Origin of the sequence: Agreia sp. Leaf335 (assembly GCF_001423605.1) — a bacterium.
Classification (GTDB): Bacteria; Actinomycetota; Actinomycetes; order Actinomycetales; family Microbacteriaceae; genus Agreia.
This window is the reverse complement of the sequence record NZ_LMOQ01000001.1, coordinates 68,843-85,635: the sequence shown is the minus strand read 5'-3', so window position 1 is coordinate 85,635 and position 16,793 is coordinate 68,843. Positions and strand designations below refer to the sequence as shown.

Annotated in this window: 27 protein-coding genes; 9 read left to right on the top strand and 18 right to left on the bottom strand. The window is 67.1% G+C overall.

The window, feature by feature from the left end:
* Positions 1–37 precede the first annotated feature (37 nt).
* Positions 38–361, top strand: a complete 324-nt coding sequence (locus ASF79_RS00490; protein ID WP_055776877.1) for a hypothetical protein — start codon at positions 38–40, stop codon at positions 359–361.
* A gap of 16 nt (positions 362–377) precedes the next feature.
* Here ASF79_RS00490 and ASF79_RS00485 read toward each other — a convergent pair whose 3' ends face one another.
* Positions 378–608, bottom strand: a complete 231-nt coding sequence (locus ASF79_RS00485; RefSeq protein ID WP_156366112.1) for a hypothetical protein — start codon at positions 606–608, stop codon at positions 378–380.
* A 159-nt stretch (positions 609–767) separates the two neighbouring features.
* Here ASF79_RS00485 and ASF79_RS00480 point away from each other — a divergent pair, with 159 nt between their 5' ends.
* From ASF79_RS00480 to ASF79_RS00470, 3 genes are read left to right on the top strand one after another with little or no spacing between them, the layout of a single operon-like run.
* Complete coding sequence (locus tag ASF79_RS00480) at positions 768–1,931, top strand: inorganic phosphate transporter (protein WP_055850685.1); 1,164 nt, start codon at positions 768–770, stop codon at positions 1,929–1,931.
* Positions 1,932–1,934: 3 nt separating this feature from the next.
* Entirely contained in the window at positions 1,935–2,213 is a 279-nt protein-coding gene (locus tag ASF79_RS00475) for a hypothetical protein (RefSeq protein ID WP_055776886.1), read from the top strand.
* A 28-nt stretch (positions 2,214–2,241) separates the two neighbouring features.
* Entirely contained in the window at positions 2,242–2,637 is a 396-nt protein-coding gene (locus ASF79_RS00470; RefSeq protein WP_055776889.1) for a YchJ family protein, read from the top strand.
* Positions 2,638–2,766: 129 nt separating this feature from the next.
* Here the strand turns inward: ASF79_RS00470 and ASF79_RS00465 are convergent, their stop codons facing one another.
* The 9 genes from ASF79_RS00465 to ASF79_RS16960 all read right to left on the bottom strand — a co-directional run bounded on the left by ASF79_RS00465 (position 2,767) and on the right by ASF79_RS16960 (position 6,311).
* Positions 2,767–2,976 carry a hypothetical protein gene (locus ASF79_RS00465; RefSeq protein WP_055850682.1) on the bottom strand — a complete coding sequence of 70 codons (210 nt, stop codon included), beginning with the start codon at positions 2,974–2,976 and terminating at the stop codon, positions 2,767–2,769.
* A 25-nt stretch (positions 2,977–3,001) separates the two neighbouring features.
* A complete protein-coding gene (locus ASF79_RS00460) occupies positions 3,002–3,607 on the bottom strand; it encodes a hypothetical protein (RefSeq protein ID WP_055776895.1) in 606 nt (201 codons plus the stop codon).
* On the bottom strand, positions 3,604–4,188 hold the full coding sequence (locus tag ASF79_RS00455; RefSeq protein ID WP_055850679.1) for a DUF6286 domain-containing protein: 585 nt from the start codon (positions 4,186–4,188) through the stop codon (positions 3,604–3,606). The genes ASF79_RS00460 and ASF79_RS00455 overlap by 4 nt, the downstream gene beginning before the upstream one ends.
* On the bottom strand, positions 4,185–4,565 hold the full coding sequence (locus tag ASF79_RS00450; RefSeq protein WP_055776902.1) for a hypothetical protein: 381 nt from the start codon (positions 4,563–4,565) through the stop codon (positions 4,185–4,187). Before ASF79_RS00450 ends, ASF79_RS00455 begins: the two co-directional genes overlap by 4 nt.
* Entirely contained in the window at positions 4,562–4,759 is a 198-nt protein-coding gene (locus ASF79_RS00445; RefSeq protein WP_055850676.1) for a DUF2273 domain-containing protein, read from the bottom strand. The genes ASF79_RS00450 and ASF79_RS00445 overlap by 4 nt, the downstream gene beginning before the upstream one ends.
* Positions 4,756–5,199 carry an Asp23/Gls24 family envelope stress response protein gene (locus tag ASF79_RS00440; RefSeq protein ID WP_055777545.1) on the bottom strand — a complete coding sequence of 148 codons (444 nt, stop codon included), beginning with the start codon at positions 5,197–5,199 and terminating at the stop codon, positions 4,756–4,758. The genes ASF79_RS00445 and ASF79_RS00440 overlap by 4 nt, the downstream gene beginning before the upstream one ends.
* A 123-nt stretch (positions 5,200–5,322) precedes the next feature.
* Complete coding sequence (locus ASF79_RS00435; RefSeq protein ID WP_055850672.1) at positions 5,323–5,706, bottom strand: hypothetical protein; 384 nt, start codon at positions 5,704–5,706, stop codon at positions 5,323–5,325.
* The gene (locus ASF79_RS00430; protein WP_055850669.1) at positions 5,703–6,002 is read right to left on the bottom strand and encodes a DUF7882 family protein; all 300 of its coding nucleotides are present in this window, start codon (positions 6,000–6,002) and stop codon (positions 5,703–5,705) included. Before ASF79_RS00430 ends, ASF79_RS00435 begins: the two co-directional genes overlap by 4 nt.
* A 135-nt stretch (positions 6,003–6,137) precedes the next feature.
* Entirely contained in the window at positions 6,138–6,311 is a 174-nt protein-coding gene (locus ASF79_RS16960) for a CsbD family protein (protein ID WP_082465913.1), read from the bottom strand.
* 226 nt (positions 6,312–6,537) lie between these two features.
* On the opposite strand from ASF79_RS16960, the gene ASF79_RS00425 reads away from it, so the two are divergent.
* The 3 genes from ASF79_RS00425 (at position 6,538) to ASF79_RS00415 (ending at position 8,249) form a co-directional block, all read left to right on the top strand.
* On the top strand, positions 6,538–6,867 hold the full coding sequence (locus ASF79_RS00425) for a hypothetical protein (RefSeq protein WP_055850666.1): 330 nt from the start codon (positions 6,538–6,540) through the stop codon (positions 6,865–6,867).
* A gap of 64 nt (positions 6,868–6,931) precedes the next feature.
* The gene (locus tag ASF79_RS00420) at positions 6,932–7,573 is read left to right on the top strand and encodes a DedA family protein (protein WP_055850663.1); all 642 of its coding nucleotides are present in this window, start codon (positions 6,932–6,934) and stop codon (positions 7,571–7,573) included.
* 25 nt (positions 7,574–7,598) lie between these two features.
* The gene (locus ASF79_RS00415; RefSeq protein WP_055850659.1) at positions 7,599–8,249 is read left to right on the top strand and encodes a GNAT family N-acetyltransferase; all 651 of its coding nucleotides are present in this window, start codon (positions 7,599–7,601) and stop codon (positions 8,247–8,249) included.
* Between the two features lie 92 nt (positions 8,250–8,341).
* On the opposite strand, the gene ASF79_RS00410 is transcribed toward ASF79_RS00415, so the two are convergent.
* From ASF79_RS00410 to ASF79_RS00400, 3 genes are all read right to left on the bottom strand, one after another.
* Positions 8,342–9,934 carry a Na+/H+ antiporter gene (locus ASF79_RS00410; RefSeq protein ID WP_055850656.1) on the bottom strand — a complete coding sequence of 531 codons (1,593 nt, stop codon included), beginning with the start codon at positions 9,932–9,934 and terminating at the stop codon, positions 8,342–8,344.
* Positions 9,935–9,997: 63 nt separating this feature from the next.
* Positions 9,998–10,354, bottom strand: a complete 357-nt coding sequence (locus tag ASF79_RS00405) for a UBP-type zinc finger domain-containing protein (RefSeq protein ID WP_055850653.1) — start codon at positions 10,352–10,354, stop codon at positions 9,998–10,000.
* 115 nt (positions 10,355–10,469) lie between these two features.
* Positions 10,470–11,015: an acyl-CoA thioesterase gene (locus ASF79_RS00400; RefSeq protein WP_055850649.1), complete on the bottom strand. Its 546-nt coding sequence runs from the start codon at positions 11,013–11,015 to the stop codon at positions 10,470–10,472.
* Between the two features lie 41 nt (positions 11,016–11,056).
* On the opposite strand from ASF79_RS00400, the gene ASF79_RS00395 reads away from it, so the two are divergent.
* On the top strand, positions 11,057–12,031 hold the full coding sequence (locus ASF79_RS00395; protein WP_055850644.1) for an SDR family NAD(P)-dependent oxidoreductase: 975 nt from the start codon (positions 11,057–11,059) through the stop codon (positions 12,029–12,031).
* 36 nt (positions 12,032–12,067) lie between these two features.
* Here the strand turns inward: ASF79_RS00395 and ASF79_RS00390 are convergent, their stop codons facing one another.
* Both ASF79_RS00390 and ASF79_RS00385 read right to left on the bottom strand, forming a co-directional pair.
* Positions 12,068–12,787 carry an SDR family oxidoreductase gene (locus tag ASF79_RS00390; RefSeq protein ID WP_055776933.1) on the bottom strand — a complete coding sequence of 240 codons (720 nt, stop codon included), beginning with the start codon at positions 12,785–12,787 and terminating at the stop codon, positions 12,068–12,070.
* Positions 12,788–12,818: 31 nt separating this feature from the next.
* On the bottom strand, positions 12,819–13,286 hold the full coding sequence (locus tag ASF79_RS00385) for a hypothetical protein (protein ID WP_055850640.1): 468 nt from the start codon (positions 13,284–13,286) through the stop codon (positions 12,819–12,821).
* 146 nt (positions 13,287–13,432) lie between these two features.
* On the opposite strand from ASF79_RS00385, the gene ASF79_RS00380 reads away from it, so the two are divergent.
* Positions 13,433–14,665 (top strand): glycosyltransferase, encoded by a 1,233-nt coding sequence (locus tag ASF79_RS00380; protein WP_055850637.1) that lies wholly within the window; start codon positions 13,433–13,435, stop codon positions 14,663–14,665.
* On the opposite strand, the gene ASF79_RS00375 is transcribed toward ASF79_RS00380, so the two are convergent.
* From ASF79_RS00375 to ASF79_RS00365, 3 genes are read right to left on the bottom strand one after another with little or no spacing between them, the layout of a single operon-like run.
* Positions 14,620–15,039, bottom strand: a complete 420-nt coding sequence (locus ASF79_RS00375) for a DUF6578 domain-containing protein (RefSeq protein WP_055850634.1) — start codon at positions 15,037–15,039, stop codon at positions 14,620–14,622. The two genes, ASF79_RS00380 and ASF79_RS00375, sit on opposite strands and share 46 nt — an antisense overlap.
* A gap of 37 nt (positions 15,040–15,076) precedes the next feature.
* Positions 15,077–15,658: a hypothetical protein gene (locus ASF79_RS00370; protein WP_055850631.1), complete on the bottom strand. Its 582-nt coding sequence runs from the start codon at positions 15,656–15,658 to the stop codon at positions 15,077–15,079.
* Positions 15,659–15,713: 55 nt separating this feature from the next.
* Positions 15,714–16,790 (bottom strand): enoyl-CoA hydratase/isomerase family protein, encoded by a 1,077-nt coding sequence (locus tag ASF79_RS00365; RefSeq protein WP_055850628.1) that lies wholly within the window; start codon positions 16,788–16,790, stop codon positions 15,714–15,716.
* Between the last annotated feature and the right edge of the window lie 3 nt (positions 16,791–16,793).

The window sequence follows — 16,793 nt, the reverse complement described above, 5'->3', positions numbered from 1 at the left end:
TCACTGCGGCGTCACCGGCGCCTGTCACTGTGACCCCATGCAGACGTCAACGGCGACCCTCACCGCGCTCGATTCCCCGTACGCCCTGTCGATCTTCACCGACCGATTGGCTCGGTACCGGCGCATGCCCGTGGATGCGCACGGCTTCATCGTGTCGATTCCGGATGCGGGACGCGTGCTGGTTCGGCAGGAGGGCCGGTCGCTCACACTGAACGTCGTCGCGCCCGATGAGGCCGGGCTGGCCGCGTCGATGGCGGCCGTAGTCGCTGAACTCGAGCAAGGGTTCGGCCGCGCCGACTTCAGGCGCAGCATCTCCATCCGCTGGCAGCGTCGCGACCTGGTGCCGGCAGCGCTGCGCTGATCGGCTCTACGCCAAGTCAGTCGTCGAGTTCGTCTTCGAGCTGCTCGACGGTGAGGTGTTCGCCCGGCGTCGGGCGACGGAACGGAATGCTCCCCGTGGACTCGTGCTCCTCGAGCCTGCCTTCGTCGTCGACGGCGCCGTTTCCCGGCAACGTGTCCGGGCCGTCCACCGGACCGTCGTGCAGGTCGAGATCCTCGTCTCGGGCTGCGGGGTGGCGTTCGATCTGCGGTTCCAGTGGCTCTGACATCGACATGCCTGCAAGCGTGCTCCGCAGAGGTTAACGGCGGGGGTCACATCCGCCCTGAGCCGTTCATTCCGATTTAACCGATGCGGCGTACCGTCGCCCGCGATCGCCGATCGAACCGCCTCTCACCACCGCAGTGCCCGATCTGAAGGGACGACACACGTGGATGTGCTCATCACCGTTCTGCTCGTCGTGACCATCGCCCTCGTGTTCGACTTCACGAACGGGTTCCACGACACGGCCAACGCCATGGCGACCTCCGTGGCCACGGGCGCGCTCAAGCCGAAGGTCGCGGTCACCATCTCGGCCGTGCTCAACCTGGTCGGCGCCTTCCTCTCGACCGAGGTCGCGAAGACGATCTCGCAGGGCATCATCAAGGAGGGCGACGGTGGCGTGCAGATCACGCCCACGATGATCTTCGCCGGGCTCGTCGGCGCCGTGCTCTGGAACCTCGGCACCTGGTACCTCGGCCTGCCTTCCAGCTCCACGCACGCGCTCTTCGGAGGTCTCATCGGTGCCGCGATCATCGGTGCCGGCTTCGGCTCCGTCGACTTCGCCGTGGTTCTGTCGAAGGTCGTGCTGCCCGCTCTCTTCTCGCCCCTCGTCGCGGGTCTTGTGGCGCTGGTCGCCACCTACGCCGCCTACATGCTCACGAAGCAGGCCCGATCCCGCGGCGCAGACGCCGGATTCCGCCATGGTCAGACGATCTCCGCCTCCCTCGTCTCGCTCGCCCACGGCACGAACGACGCGCAGAAGACGATGGGGGTCATCACCCTCACGCTCATCGCCGCCGGTTACCAGGGAGCCGGAACGGGCCCGCAATTCTGGGTCGTGGCATCCTGCGGTCTGGCCATCGCATTGGGCACCTACCTCGGTGGATGGCGCATCATGCGCACGGTCGGCAAGCGCATCACCGATGTGCAGCCCGCTCAGGGTTTCGCAGCGGAGACCAGCTCGGCCGCCACCATTCTGATCTCGTCGCACCTCGGCTTCGCCCTCTCGACCACGCAGGTCACGTCGGGCGCCGTCGTCGGTTCCGGGCTCGGAAAGAGGCTCGCGACGGTGCACTGGGGCGTCGTCGGCCGCATTGCCATGGCCTGGCTCTTCACCCTCCCGGCGGCGGCGCTCGTGGGCGGCCTCGCCGCATGGATCGCCAGCACGAGCACGGTCGGACTCATCATCGTCGCTGTCCTCGCACTGGCCGGGGGCCTGGGATTCGTGTTCCTCGCCCGCCGCCACCCCGTCACCCATGACAACGTGAACGACATCGACGAAGACGACTCCGCCTCTCGTGAAGCCACCCCTGCCACCACCGGAAAGGCCTGACCCATGACATCGGACAAGTTCCTCGGAGTCGACTGGGCCGCCTTCGGCATCGTGTTCGCCGTGGCTTTCGCCGCAGCCGTCGTCATTGTCTCGTTCTACGCTCTCGGGCTGCGCCTGCTCGCCGTCGGATCGACAGACGATACCGGAGCCGACGGCTCGATCGTGTCGACGGCCCGAGGCTCCCGCCCCCTCGGCGCGACGGTCGGAGCGTTCGCCTGCCTGGCCGTGTGCGTGGCTGCTGTGCTCTACGGTCTGTACCTGATCATTCCGCAGTTCCACTGACGCGTTCGACCTCACCCATAATGAATGCGTGGATCCCGACGCGCGTTGCCCCTGCGGCTCCGGCCTGAGCTACGGCGAGTGCTGCGGACCGCTGCACAGCGGGGCCGCGAGCGCACCGACGGCCGAGAGACTGATGCGGTCACGCTTCTCGGCCTTCGCGGTGGGCGACCCTGCCTACCTGCTGCGGTCGTGGCATCCGGATACCCGACCCGCGTCGATCGAGATCGACTCCGACACCCGCTGGCTGTGGCTCGAGATCGTGCGCACGGAGCGCGGCTCGGAGCGCGACCGCGACGGAGTCGTGGAATTCCGCGCGAAGTACCGGGTGGATGCGCCGGAGGGCCGGACCTCGGGCGTGCAGCACGAGGTCAGCACGTTCACCCGTGTGGCGGGCGAGTGGGTCTACGTCGACGGCGAGGCTTGACACTCGACTGCTCGCTCGGCGCTGCGCTGCGCTGCGCACACATGACTGTGCCCGAATACCTCCAATTGTTCGCGTACGGGTATCGCGAATGGAGGTATTCGGGCACGAAAGCCCGCTCGGCGCTTTGACCTACTTGGTGATCTTCTTCACGGTCTTCTTGGCCGCCTTCTGCGTCTTCTTCTGCGCGCGTGCGCGGGCCTTCTTCACAGCTGGATCGTTCCAGAAGGCCTTCGCCGTCTCGCTGATCTCGGCGTAGCGGCCGTGTCCGGCCTTGGCTCCGACGACGTAGGCGGTCGTTCCGACGGCGATGACGACGAGCCACACGATGGGTTTCGGCATGTGCTTCTTCTCTCTCTAGAGGTTTCTACTGAAGGCGGGTCGTCTTGCCGACCCGGGCTCGGAATCCGCCGCTGACCTGGATCAGCGCGGGCAGTTCGCGCCCCAGCAGCCCATCGAGTGCGAGCAGTTTCGACTCGACGATGGCTGCGGCGTCTTTCGGCGACACTCCACGGCGGCAGGTGATCGACACCTTGAGCACGGGCGTGCGGCGCACCGCGTAGGTCGAGACGTGCGACGCGACGAACTCGGAGTGGCCGTCGAGCGCATCCTGCAGGGCTTGCTCGGCCACAGAGGACTCGACGATCGTGGTTCCGTGTTCTCCGCTGGAGTCGGTGACGGCCCGCGACGTGTGTCCGTGCCCGTGTCGAGCGATGAACACGATGAGAACGACGATCGCGATGACGAGCAGCGCGACGACGGCGATGAGGATCCAGCTGACCTCGAGGCCAGCGAGTCGCGTCTGCTCCAGCAGCGACCCGGTCTGGTCGGTGACCTGCGCGCCGGTGTCCTTCCAGACATCCCGGATGCCGGGCACGAGTACAGCGGCGGCAGCCGCGCTACCCACGGCGAACAGTACGAGGCCGCAGACGAAGATCAGAAGCCTGTTCGCGAAACGATTGGTGCTGGTCATGCTCCGACCTTGCCTTTCTCAGCGATGCGCACTCGAGCGCGAACCGTGGGTCGCAGCCCGTAGGAGTCGAGCTGCTCGGACACGGCGCGGGTCACGGCGTCGCGATCCGCGGGGATGCCCGATGCCGGCGTGAGATCGACGACGCCATTTCGGTGAGACACCGACACGGTCGCGTTGTCGGGGTCGACGTTGCCGGCGTATGACGCGTGGCGGGCGAGGGCGGATGCGATCACCTCGTTGTCGACGACGGTCACGGCCCGCTCGGTGTCAAGCAGGTGCCGAGCGCGGCGACCCGGAGAGAGCGACATGATGATCAGGACGAGCCCGACCACCGCCGCGACGATTCCGGCGATCGCCACGAGCGCCGCGGGTTGCTCCGCGAGGCCGACGGCCGACGCGAACATGTCGGATGGCGCGACGAGCAGCGCGGGCAGCCCGAGCAACGCGATCACGACCTCGGTTCCCACCCAGGCGAAGACCACGATCAGAATGATCGCGAGGACGATGGCGAGCATCGACCGCGAGGAGTGGGTTTCACGCCGCCCGATGCGGGCGTAGAGAGCCTTCGTGCTGGAGCTCATTTCACTCTCTCTTCTGGCTGGATGGAGACGCCGGAGACCTTCACGATCACCTGCGCGATCTGCGAGCCGGTGAGGGTCGTCACCCGCTCTCGGATGTCGCCCTGGGCGCGCGCGGCGCGGTCGAGAATCGTTCCACCGGAGCGGTTCACGACCGAGCTGTCGGACTGGATCCGGTCGAGCGATACGACTCGGATGGGGGTCGTCACCGTCAGGGCGAGGAGTCCGTCGCGGTCGGCGAGGTCGACCCCCACGTGGTTCGAGTCGACTCCGAGCGCGTCCGCCGTGACGGCCGACACGACGCGGTTCAGAGCTTTCGACGTGATGCGGGTGCGACCGCGCTGTGCCGCGCCGGCCGGAGTCGTCGCGGCGGCACTCATGAGGAGGATCGCTTTCCGCGGAACGCGTCTACGAGGCCCGACACGTCGAGCTTGCCGTCGACGATGCGGCCGATGAGGGCTCCGATGGCCATGGCCACGGCGACGAAGAAGAACGCCCAGAAGCCGAAGGCGACAGCGGTCAGCGCGAGGACCGCGCCGATCAGGATGCCCGTGCGGGTTGCCGAGGCGGTCACTGGACTCGCGCCTCAGCCTCGTCGGAGTTGTCGTCCGAAGGAAGGTGCACGTCGTTGACGGTCACGTTGACCTCGGTGACCTCCATGCCCACGATCGATTCGACCGCCTTGATGACGTTGGCGCGAACGCCGTCCGAGACATCCTGCAGCGGCGCCGGGTACTCGGCGACGATGGTCACGTCGACGGCGACCTGGGTCTCGCCGACCTCGACGCTGATGCCCTGGCTCTGGTCCGCGCCGGCAACGGCCTCGCGGATGGCACCGAAGGCGCGGGCGGCTCCGCCACCGAGGGCGAACACGCCACGCGATTCGCGGGCTGCGATGCCGGCGACCTTCGCGACGACGGAGTCGTTGATGGTGGTCTTGCCGAGGCTGGTCGATGAGGTCGAGACGCCTGCGGGAGCGACAGAGGCGGGGGTGGCGGGAGTGGTGCTGGCCATGATGATCTCCTTCGGGTTGTGATGCCCGGATCTTTCCGGGGCTTCGTTGTGCTTCATGGATAGGTCGTCGGTGGCGACGGATTCGTCACGCGAATCGTGAAAACTTTTTTCGGGCCGCTTTTCTCAGGGCAGCAACTGCTGCAGGCGGCCGACCCATTCGACGACGGTCGGGATCGTCTCGCCCGCCTGGTTCGCCACGGCGATGGCGCTGGCGGCCAAGGGGTAGATGGATACGATGACGGCCGCGATGACAGCGGCGACGGAGCATATCCAGGCAGCCGCACCCCGACGGATCCGCAGAATCAGCGCCAGGAATCCGGCTGCCAGCGCGTAGCCGCCGACGACGGTCGCGATCATGCCGCCGACTGGAAAGTCGACGAGGGGAGCTGCGGCCGCCGCGGAGGTGACGAGCCCGATGACGGGGACGAGCACGACCGCCGCGACGATGACAGTGACGATCACGCCCGTGCCGAGGGCGAACCATACGCTGCGCGGGCGGTGTCTCATCGCTCGGGCTCGGCTGGTTCTGCCACGACCTCGAGCCCGTTGGGCGAGTTCGCCGTGCGCATCAGCGCATCGATCCAGGCCCGGTTGAGCGAAGGATGCCGCTTGCCGGAGAAGCTGAAGAAGAGAGGGATCGCGGGGTGCAGCCACATCATGTGGTGGCCGCGATCGTTCTCCCATGAGAGGGCGAAGCTCTCGCCTCGTCGGAGTTTCGCGAGGATGACCACGCGAATGTGGTTGAGCGGCCGATCGTCGAGAACCATCTCAGCGCCCGAGTTGCCGTAGATGAGCTTGCCCATCAGCGGTGGGCCTGGGAGTGGATGAGTGTATTCACGTTCTGTGTCTGTGGCCTTTCACGTGTGGAATCGAAATGCGAGGGGATGACGCGGGGCGGGCCGACCCCGGCCTCGTGGGCCGGGGTCGGCGGGGAGTGCTTAGTGCTTGAACGCATCTTTCACGTTCTCGCCGGCCTTCTTCGCGTCGGCCTTGGCCTGATCGGCCTTGCCCTCGGCGACCTTGCTGTCGTCGTTGGTGAGGTTTCCGAGCGCCTCTTTGGCCTTGCCCTTGAGGTCTTCGGCGGCGTTCTGGATCTTGTCTGCTGCGCTCATGATTCGTTCCTGTCTTTCTGTGTTCGCTCGAGCATCGTCCGGAGCATCGAAATGATGCTGACGACCGATGTCAAGACTTCGGCGAAGAAATCCGCGTGTGGGACTCTTACCGGTAAGACGCATGCCGACGGCGATTCGTCACGCCAGATCGTGCCGAAATGCTGAGAAAAAGCTGCATGCCGAACTGCCGAGGGCTTCCGCCCCGTGCCTGAAGCAGAGGACCCGCATGACCGATTCCCCCGCGAGTCTTCTCGCAGACGAGATCGAGACGGTTCTCCGGGCCATCGACGGCATCACCGAGATCTATGCGAGCGCGCCCCTCGTCGAGACCGTCGCGAGCGAGGTCGGCGCGGCCGCCCTCTCTGTGGAGAAGGCTCCCCTCGTCACCGTCGAGACGGACGAGGAAGGCATCAGTGTCACGGCCGTGATCGGCGTCAACGAGCGGTGTCCGGCGCACGAGACAGGGCGTGCCGCGCACGACCAGATCGTCGGTCTGCTCGAGGGGGCACCGTCGCCTGCGCGGGTCACGGTGCTCATCGCGATGATCTCGAACTGAGAGCGTCGAGGGTTCCCAGGCCCTTGGGAGGAATGTCTTTGCGAGGCATGCCACCCTTGAAGGGATGATTCGGACAGCAGGCAACCCCACCGAGCTCGGCGGGCTCGCCGGCTTCGCACTCACCCTGATGGAAGGCATCGGCGAGTGGGGCGTGGGACTGTTCACCCTGCTCGAGACGGTCTTCCCTCCCATTCCGAGCGAGGTCATCCTGCCGCTGGCCGGGTTCCTGTCTCAGCGGGGCGAACTCAACCTCGTGCTCGTGGTCATCACCAGCACCCTCGGCGCTTACGCGGGCTCGCTGATCCTCTATTGGCTCGGCGCGAAGCTCGGAATGGATCGTGCGATCGAGTGGCTCTCGAAGCTGCCCCTGGTCGACAAGCAGGACTTCGAGAAGGCCGCGTCGTGGTTCTCCCGGCACGGCAAGTCCGCGGTGTTCTTCGGCCGGTTCATTCCCGGGGTGCGCAGCCTCATCTCGCTGCCGGCGGGAGCCGAGCGCATGCACCTGTTGACGTTCACTCTCTTCACCGTTGCGGGGAGCGCGATCTGGAACGGGCTGCTCATCGGCCTCGGGGCAGCACTCGGAACCCAGTACGAGATCATCGAGAAGTACAGCGACTACCTCAACTACGCGGTGTATGCGGCGATCGTGGGAGTCGTCGTGTGGCTCGTCATCCGGCGCATTCGACGCCGTCGCGCCGCCGCCTGACGGCATCCGGGTACTCTGAGGCACCATGTTGACTCTCGATGACGTGTGGCCCCTCTTCGCTCTTCGCCTGCGCTCTCCACGGCTCGAGCTGCGTCTGATGCGCGACGACGATCTCCCGGCCGTCGTCGAGGCGGTGCTCGCGGGCATTCATCCGCCCGAACGCATGCCGTTCGACGCGCCCTGGACCGATGCAGAGCCCGAGCAGCTCGCCCGTGACTTCGCGAAGTACCACTGGCACCTGCGCACGACGGTGCAGCCCGGCACCTGGACCCTCGACTTCGTCGTTCTGCACGAGGGCCGCGTCATCGGAATGCAGGATCTGCGCGCCGAGAACCTGGCCCGCACGAAGGCCGTCTCGTCTGGGTCGTGGCTCACCCGGTCTGCGCAGGGACAGGGGTTCGGCAAGGAGATGCGGGCCGCCATCCTGCTCTTCGCCTTCGACCATCTCGATGTCGAGCGCGCTGAATCGAGCGCGGCCACCTGGAACGAGGCATCGCTCGGGGTCTCGCGTCGACTGGGCTATGTCGAAGATGGGCAGACCGTCGTCGACCCCCGGCCCGGTGAGCCCAACACGATGCAGAAACTTCGCCTCGACCGCGAGCACTTCCCTCGCCCCGACTGGCAACTCGAGGTGCACGGCGCTGCAGCCGCCCGCTCCGAGCTGTTGCGCCGCTGAGCCAGCGGACATGCGCGCCGGTTCGGCGCATCCGCTGCCGGTCGACCTGGCGCGGATAGACCGAACAGGCGCGGATGCGGCGGCGCGGCCGGCTAGGTGAGGTTCTCGCCCGGCTTCGGCGGCTTGTGCATATCGAGCGCGGACTCTTCTGCGTCGATGAACGCGAGGGTCGTCTTGACCGCGCGCTCCTGGTAGCGACCCTCGGATCGGGCGTCGAGCACCGCCTGCCGTTCGGCCTGCACCATCATGCGACGCAGCCTGTTGTACGACGCGGGGCGGGTCTCGCGATCGGCCTCCGGTGGGTTCTCGAGCGCCTCCGCGAGGAATCGCGCGTTCGTGCGCAGCCGCTCCACGACTCCGGGCTCCACTCCGTCGAGCTCCTGCTGCTCGAGGAGGTCGAGCCCCGCGGTCTGCGCCTCGGCCATGAGCCGCTGCGTCTCACCCCGCTCCTGTTCGACATCGGGCGGGGGCAGCCGGAGTTTGCGGATGATCCATGGCAGCGCCAGTCCCTCGACCAGGGTTCCGGCCACGACGACGAACGCCAAGAACTGCAAAAACTCCCGATTCGGCGTCTCTTCGGGCAGCAGGAAGGCGGCCGCGAGCGTCACCACTCCCCGGATGCCCGCGAACGACACCGCGATACCGGTGCGCCAACTCCAACCGCGGCCGCGCAACCACTGGGGGCCGAACCGGTAGACCGAGGTGGTGATGAGCATCCACACCACGCGAGACACCACGAGCGCGAGCAGAATGATCGCGGAGATGCCGACCGTCGTCCAGAAGCCCGGGCCCGAGTCGACGACGCCGTCGAAGATCTCGGCCAGGGCGAGGCCCATGAGTAGGAAGACGGCGTTCTCGAGCAGGAACTGGATCGTGCGCCAGTTGATCGACTCGGCGATGCGCGCCTCGGCCGTCTGGACGACCGGTGACCGGTATCCGAGGAAGAGGCCGGCGACGACGACGGCCAGAACGCCGGAGCCGTGGAACAGCTGCGCCGGAATGAACGCGAGATAGGGCGTGACCAGCGACAGGCTCGTGTCGAGCACGGGCGCACGCAGCTGCTGCCGGATCTTCGAGAGCACCCACCCGACGCCGAGTCCGACCGCGACCCCCACGACCACGGCGATCACGAAGTCGGCTGCGACCATCCACGGATTGATGATGCTGACCATCGCGAGGATCGCCGCGTTGAGGGCGACCAGGGCGGTGGCGTCGTTCAGCAGGCTCTCGCCCTCGAGCACGGTCACGAGTCGCCGGGGCAGACCCAGGCGACCGGCCACGGCCGTCACGGCCACGGCATCCGTCGGCGCGACGACCGCGCCGAATGCGAACGCGGCGGCCAGCGAGATCGCCGGAATGACGAGCCACGCGGCGAAGCCCACGACCACCACGGTGAAGGCCACGAGGCCCACCGACAGAAGCAGGATGCCGTCGCGCCGGGCACGCACGTCGACGAACGACGTGCGGATGGCCGCCGCGAAGAGCAGCGGTGGCAGCAGTCCGTAGAGGATCAGATCGGGTTCGATCTCGAGATGCGGAACGCCGGGGATGAACGACGCCACAGCCCCGACCAGCACGAGCGACACGGGAGCAGACCAGCCGATGCGCTTCGTCAGCCCGCTGACCGCGACGGTCACGACCACGAAGGACACGATCCAGATGATCGCGACAACCGAGTCCTGCATGTGGCCCTCCCTACGCGTCGATCGAGTAGGCCGCCCGCGGCCGTATCGAGATCTTGAACCGTTCTACTGGTTCAACAATTCCTGCCAGTCGGCGGGCACACGCCCCGCCGGCCCGGGAACGGGCTGATCGAGCGGGTGGCTGTCGGGAGCAGCGAGCTTCGGGGCCCCGTCGTAGTACTCGTTGGTCTCGAAGCTCCACACCCAGTCCTCGCCGGGCTCGAAGCTCTGAATGATCGGGTGGCCCGTCGCGGCTCCGTGCGTCGACGCGTGCTGGTTCGGCGAGCTGTCGCAGCAGCCGACGTGCCCGCATTGCGCGCAGCGGCGCAGGTGGAACCACCACTGATCGTCGGTGTCGAGACACTCCACACAGCCGGTGCCACTCGGCGGCACCGTCGGATCGATTCCTGGAATCGCGCTCATAGTTCTCCCCGTTCTCCCCTGGCGAAGCACATGCAATGTGCCACCCAGGATAGTGGCGCGACGCTTTCCCGTGACTGTCCCCCTTGCGGACAGCCGGCACCTGTTGATCCGAGCGTCACCACTCGCTGGGTGCGGGCGCCTTCGTCGCGGGCAGCGCCGTGGTCTGGCCCCACTCGTGCAGCCATTCCGGAACCGTGACGGTGTCGGGAACCGGGCCCACGGCATCCAGAAGCTCGGGCATCGGAACGATGCCGCCGGCGCGCTTGAGGAAGCGCCCGCGGATGAAAGCGTGCGCGTAGATCTCGCCGTGGACCGTGAAGCGCTGTTCGACATAGACCGCCTTCTCGTCGAACCCGAGTACGCGAGACTCCACGTCGAAACGCTGCCAGAGGGTCAGCGACTTACGAAAGCTGATCGTCTCGGCGACGACGACGGGGTACCAGCCGCGCCGATTGACGATCGACCAGATTCCGCTGCGCACGAGCATGTCGAGCCGCCCCAGATCGAGGATCGAGAGGTAGACCCCGTTGTTCATATGCCTGAAGACGTCGAGGTCGGTGGGCAGCACGCGAAAGGGCGTGGAGGCGACGTCGAACGTTCCCACGCGACGCCTCGACCGGGCGCGCCACTGGTACCAGACCGTGCGGAAGAAGAGGTGCATCCCCCGAATCTAGCCCCCCAGAACAGACGTACGCTTGATCAATGACAACTACACCCCAGCACGCGCTTCCCTCCGGATTCACCGACCGTTCCACGGCGAGCGACGTGCTGGCCGGCATCGATCTCGCGGGCAAGACGGCCATCGTCACGGGCGGGTACTCCGGGCTCGGCATCGAGACGGTCGCCGCGCTGTCGGATGCCGGTGCGCGCGTCGTCGTGCCGGCTCGCCGCCCCGATGTGGCGCGGCAGGCCCTGGATGCGCGAGGCCTCTCCGAGGTCGAGGTCGACACGCTCGATCTCTCGGATCTTGCGAGCGTTCGAGCCTTCGCGGAGGGCTTCGTGGCATCGGGGCGAAGCCTCGACATCCTCATCAACAACGCGGCGATCATGGCGTCGCCCGAGGCGCGCGTCGGCGACGGCTGGGAGTCGCAGTTCGCCACCAACCACCTGGGCCACTATGTGCTCACGAACCTTCTGTGGCCCGCGCTCGTCGCTGACGGAGGTGCCCGCGTGGTTGCCTTGTCGTCGACCGGACACAAGCTCAGCCCGATGCGCTTCGACGACCCGCAGTTCACCTCGGGCTACGACAAGTGGCAGGCCTACGGCCAGGCGAAGACGGCCGACAGCCTGTTCGCCGTGCAGCTGGATGCGCTGGGTCAATCGCAGGGCGTCAGGGCATTCGCGGCGCACCCGGGCGGCATCATGACCGAGCTGCAGCGCCACCTGCCCCGCGAGGAGATGATCGCCTCGGGCTGGATCACCGAAGACGGCACCGTGAACGAGCGCTTCAAGACGCCGGCGCAGGGCGCGGCCACCTCGACATGGGCGGCCACGTCACCGCAGCTCGAGGGAATGGGCGGCGTGTACTGCGAGGACTGCGACATCGCCGAGCCGACCGTCGCCGGCAGCCCGACCGCGCGCTTCGCCGGGGTGGATGCGCACGCGATCGATCGTGACGCGGCCGCCAAGCTGTGGGCGTTGTCGGCCGAGCTCACGGGTGTGAACGCGTTCGCGTAGCGAACTCCTGCCGAGGCTCCTCGCGCCAACGCTCGCTCAAATGACGATTCCGCCCGAGACGGGCACTGTCGCGCCCGTCATGAACGTCGACTGAGAGACCCAGTACACGACGTCGGCGATCTCCTGGGGCTCAGCGACGCGGCGCATCGGGGTGGCCTGCTGCATGGTCTCTTGGGCTTCGGCGCTGGCGTCGGTGAACATGTCCGTGCGGGTGGGCCCCGGGGAGACGATATTGATTCGGAACCGTGACGCGTACTCCTGCGAGACGGTACGCACGAAGCCCTCGAGTCCCGCCTTGGCGGCGGTGTAGTTGGCTTGACCGACGTGTCCGAGTCGTGCGCTGACCGACGAGAGCAGCACGATGGAGCCCCCTCGGGCGATCTTGGATGCTGCCGCCCGGACCACGTGCATCGGGCCGACGAGGTTCGTGGCGAGAACCGCGTCGATGTCGTCGTCTGACATGCGCACGAGGGGGCCGTCGCGGGTGATCCCCGAGGCGACCACGACGACATCCGGCTTGCCGCCCTTGGCGACGAAGGCGAAGAGTTCCGCGATCTGGGCGGGCTCCGTGATGTCGAGCTCGAATCCCTCGACTCCGCTCGGCGTGCCTCCGCCCCGGTGCGTGCCGACGACATGGTGACCATGGGCCGCGAAGATCGACGCGATCGCGGCTCCGATACCTCGGGATGCGCCGATCACCACGACGGTCTTCGGCGCGTCCGCCGCCTGGGATTCCGGGATGCCTCGTTCGTTCACTGAAACCAACTCCTTCCCCGAATCCGTGTCGCTACTGCTCGCCTCGCGTCAGCGACCGGACGCCGTCGATGCGGCCGATCACCGTGAAGCTGCCCGGGTCGACGAGGCGGGCGTGGTAGCGAAGCACATCGGCGTCGCGCGGGAGGTCGGGGAACGTCGCCGTGAACGAGTAACTGCCGCTGGCGCTCACCGTGCCATCGCCATCGGCGATGTGGTAGTTCGAGAGGATTCCACTCGACTTGCCGGGCGCGTCGTAGTACACCAACACGAGCGAGCCCGGGGTTCCGGTTCCGGCGAAGCGGATTCCATCGAAGGACGTCTTGTCACTTCCGCCATAGGTCTTGACGGTGAACGGCGTTGCGGCGGCGGCGCTCGGAGCGTGAACGGCGGCGTGTTCGGGAGCGACCGGAGCAGCCTGCGCCTGCGTCGGAACGACGATGGCCGCAGCTGTGAGGCCGCAGACGATGGCCGCTCGGGTGAGGGTGAGGATGCGGGTCATGGGGCTCCTTGTGGGGTGCGGTCTGTCGAATCGACAGATCCTGCGGGACACGACATGATGATGGTAGACGATTCAACAGACGATCGTCTAGTGAAAAATCGGATGCGCAGGCTTTCGACATCCACGGCCAGATTGGAGCGCAGGCGATGGTGACAACCCCGAGTCGACCCCTGCACATCGTTTTCTCGTTCCCTCGAGGCAGGGGCCACCTCGCTCCTCTGCTACCGATCGCCCGGCAGGCCGAAGCCTCCGGTCATCAGACCGCTCTGATCGGCGCTCGAGAACCCGTGCTCGAGCAGACGGGATTCACTCGACTCTGCCCCCGGGACATCCGGCTGCCATCGAGCACGATCGGCACTGGCTCGATGAGGTCGTTCGACCCGAAGCGGGTGCTGCAGAGGGTGGAAGAGGTCTTTCTCGGCACGGCCGCGTATGGCGCCTTGATCGACGTGCACCAGCTTCTGACCGAGTGGCCCGCCGACATCCTCGTGTGCAGCGAGTTCGACTTCGGTGCGATGACCGCGGCCGAGGAGGCGGGGGTCCCGTGCGTCGTCGTGACCGCGTTCGCCACCGCGAGCAACTCGTGGAAGGACTCCATCCGCGTACCGATCCAGCAGCTTCGCTTCGCGGCGGGGCTTGCGGCGGACCCGCATCTGAACATGTTGGACGGCGCGCTGACGGTGGTGCCCGCCACAGCTTCGATGCGCCCCGACACCGACTTCCATGGCGCCGTCGTGCGACTGCGACCCACGCCCCTCGAGACCACGACACCGCATCCCGCGGCCGAGTGGTTTCGTGACGGTGACGAGGCCATTCGCATCTACGTCACCCTCGGCACCGAGTTCAATACGAGCTCCGGCGACCTGTTCACCCGCCTTCTCGAGGGAGTCGGCGATCTATCCGCTCGAATCCTGGTCACCACCGGCCCGTGGGTCGACCCCGGAACGATCGAACTCGCAGCGAGCACCGGGCCGAGCACCGTGCGCGTAGAGCAGTACGTTCCCCAGGCCGAGATCATCCAGCACGCCGACCTCGTCGTGAATCACGGCGGGTCTGGTTCTGTCGTCGGGGCGCTGCACGCCGGCGTTCCGATGATCGTTCTTCCCCTCGGCGCGGATCAGGTGCCCAACGGCAACTACGTCGAGGCGGTCGGGGCGGGGGCCGTGTTGATCGCGGAATCGGCGACGCCGGCCGAGATCGGAGCCATGGCCTCACACGTCCTGTCGACGCCCGGATACCGCGCGGCCGCTCGAGCTATCGGAGAACAGCTGAGTTCACTGCCGACGGCCGGTGAGGTCGTGAGTGCTATCGAGGGACTCGCGACCTCGCGTGATCATCGTGGCCCTGAGCTCGAGGTGAGAGAGACGACGTACCCGTAGAGGGCTGGGCCGTCGACGACCGGGTAGCCCGCGGCGTGAATCCCCGCAGGTGCGGCTCTTCTCGCCCACGAGATCGAGGTATCGAGCTCTGGCCGAAGAGACGCTTCACCGCTGGCGGGTACCACGCCCTCAGCCGTCTGCTCTTGCCGACACCACACACTCTGCAGCGCGTCGACCACACCGGTCACGTGAAGCGACGGCTGCTCGACTGCCGCGCCGTAGGTATCCAATTGCCACTCGATCTGCAGTCGATCACCGAAGAGCCGGGCAGTCCACTCGGAATCAGCGGGGTAGAGCTGCCACTCGACCGTGTCTCCGGTCGCGACCAAGAGGTGGTCTTCGGCCAGCTGCCAATCGGTGAGCCACACGCGCATGAAGCCATGCTCGCAGACGTGGCGCCGTGGCTCGGAGCTACGGCGCCCAGAACCCCATCGCGCACAGCACCCGCGTTTCGTCCTCGGCCTCTGCCGGCGGTTCGATCGCGGGAGGGAAGACCCCGAAGCTGCGCCACTCGTCGGCGTGGGGAATGACCCACTCGTTCAGCCCCTCGATGAGCTCGGGTGACAAGTGGAAAGGGAGTCCGAGGTGCTTCGCGATCATCCATGCCTGGGTCGCCCGGTACATGGCGAGGTGCGAGAGCCCCTCGTCGGCCGGGTAGTCGCCGTACTGAAAATGGAAGGTCGAGTCGACGTCGACACCCGCCTCTACGGCTGCCGTAGCCGTGTCGTTCAGGGCGTCATACGCAGCGATGGGGTCGTCGCCGAGCAGGTCTTTGTCTCGCAGCTCGTCGCCATCGGCGACGGACCTTCCCGCGAGAACTCCGGGAACCCATGCCTCGTCGTAGGCGTGCGATCTGAGGAGATGGCGCACGGTGGGGTTCTCGAACGACGACCACGACGCGGGAACGGGCTTGTCGAAGTCGCCCGGCTGCACACGATCGATGACGCTGCGAAGAGCGGCATCTGACAGAAGAAAGAAGGTATCGGCTCTCATAGCCGAAGTGTAGGCACGGCCCCCGACGCTGACTAGCCCTCGTAACAAGACTCGATCACCGCGGGGCCGCAGCCTGCGGGAACGGGTCGTGCGCGGCATCCGACGCCTCGAAGAACGAGGCCACGGTCGAGGGCGACACCTCCTCGAGGGTCGCCGGTTCCCACCGGGGAGTGCGGTCTTTGTCGATGACCTGCGCGCGCACTCCCTCGCGGAAGTCGGGGTGCGCCAAGGCGTGCGCCATGATCCGCAGCTCTTGGTTGAAGCAGGCCTCGAGGCTGGGCAGCTCGCGAGCGCGCCGAAGCGACTGCAGGGTGACGGCCACCGCTGTGGGCGACTTGGTTCTGATGAGGTCCGCGGTCTCGGCCGCCGCGGAGACGTCGGACGCCGCCAGGGCATCCAGAATCTCGGCGACGGTATCGCGCGCGAAAGCCGGCTCGACCCACGACGCGTCGGCCGTCAGCCGACCGGATGCGCCGGCGCCCCGAGGCGGCTCGGCAGACACGGCGGCCACGGCCTCGTCGGCCGCTAGCTCCTCCAGCGACGCGACGAGGGCGGGCAGTCGATCCGTCGGCACGAACGTATCTGCGAGTCCGAGCTCGATCGCATCGGCCGCCGACGCGGTGCGCGCGGTGAGGGCCAGATAGGTGCCCAGCTCTCGGGGAGCGCGGCTCAGCAGCCAGCTGCCGCCGACATCCGGCGTGAGGCCGATGCTCACCTCGGGCATGCCGAGAGCGGAGTCGTCGGTGACCACGCGATGCGAGGCGTGCCCGGAGAGGCCGATGCCGCCGCCCAGAACGAAGCCGTTCATGATCGCCACGACCGGCTTGGGGTAGCGGGCGATCAGGTCGTTGACCAGGTACTCGTCGCGCAGAAAGGCGACCGCGCTCGCCACGTCGTCGGCCGCGACCCGGCCGTGCAACTGGGTCACGTCACCACCCGCGCAGAGTCCACGAGTTCCGTTTCCCGTGAGGAGAACGGTCGTGATCGCGTCGTCGAGCGCCCACGCTCTGAGGTTCTCTCCGATGGCCGCGACCATGTCGTGGGTCAACGCGTTGATCGCGCGCGGGCGGTTCAAGGTGATGTGCGCGAGCCGGCCGCGAACCTCGAAGAGAACGTCGCCCTCAGCAGTCATAGC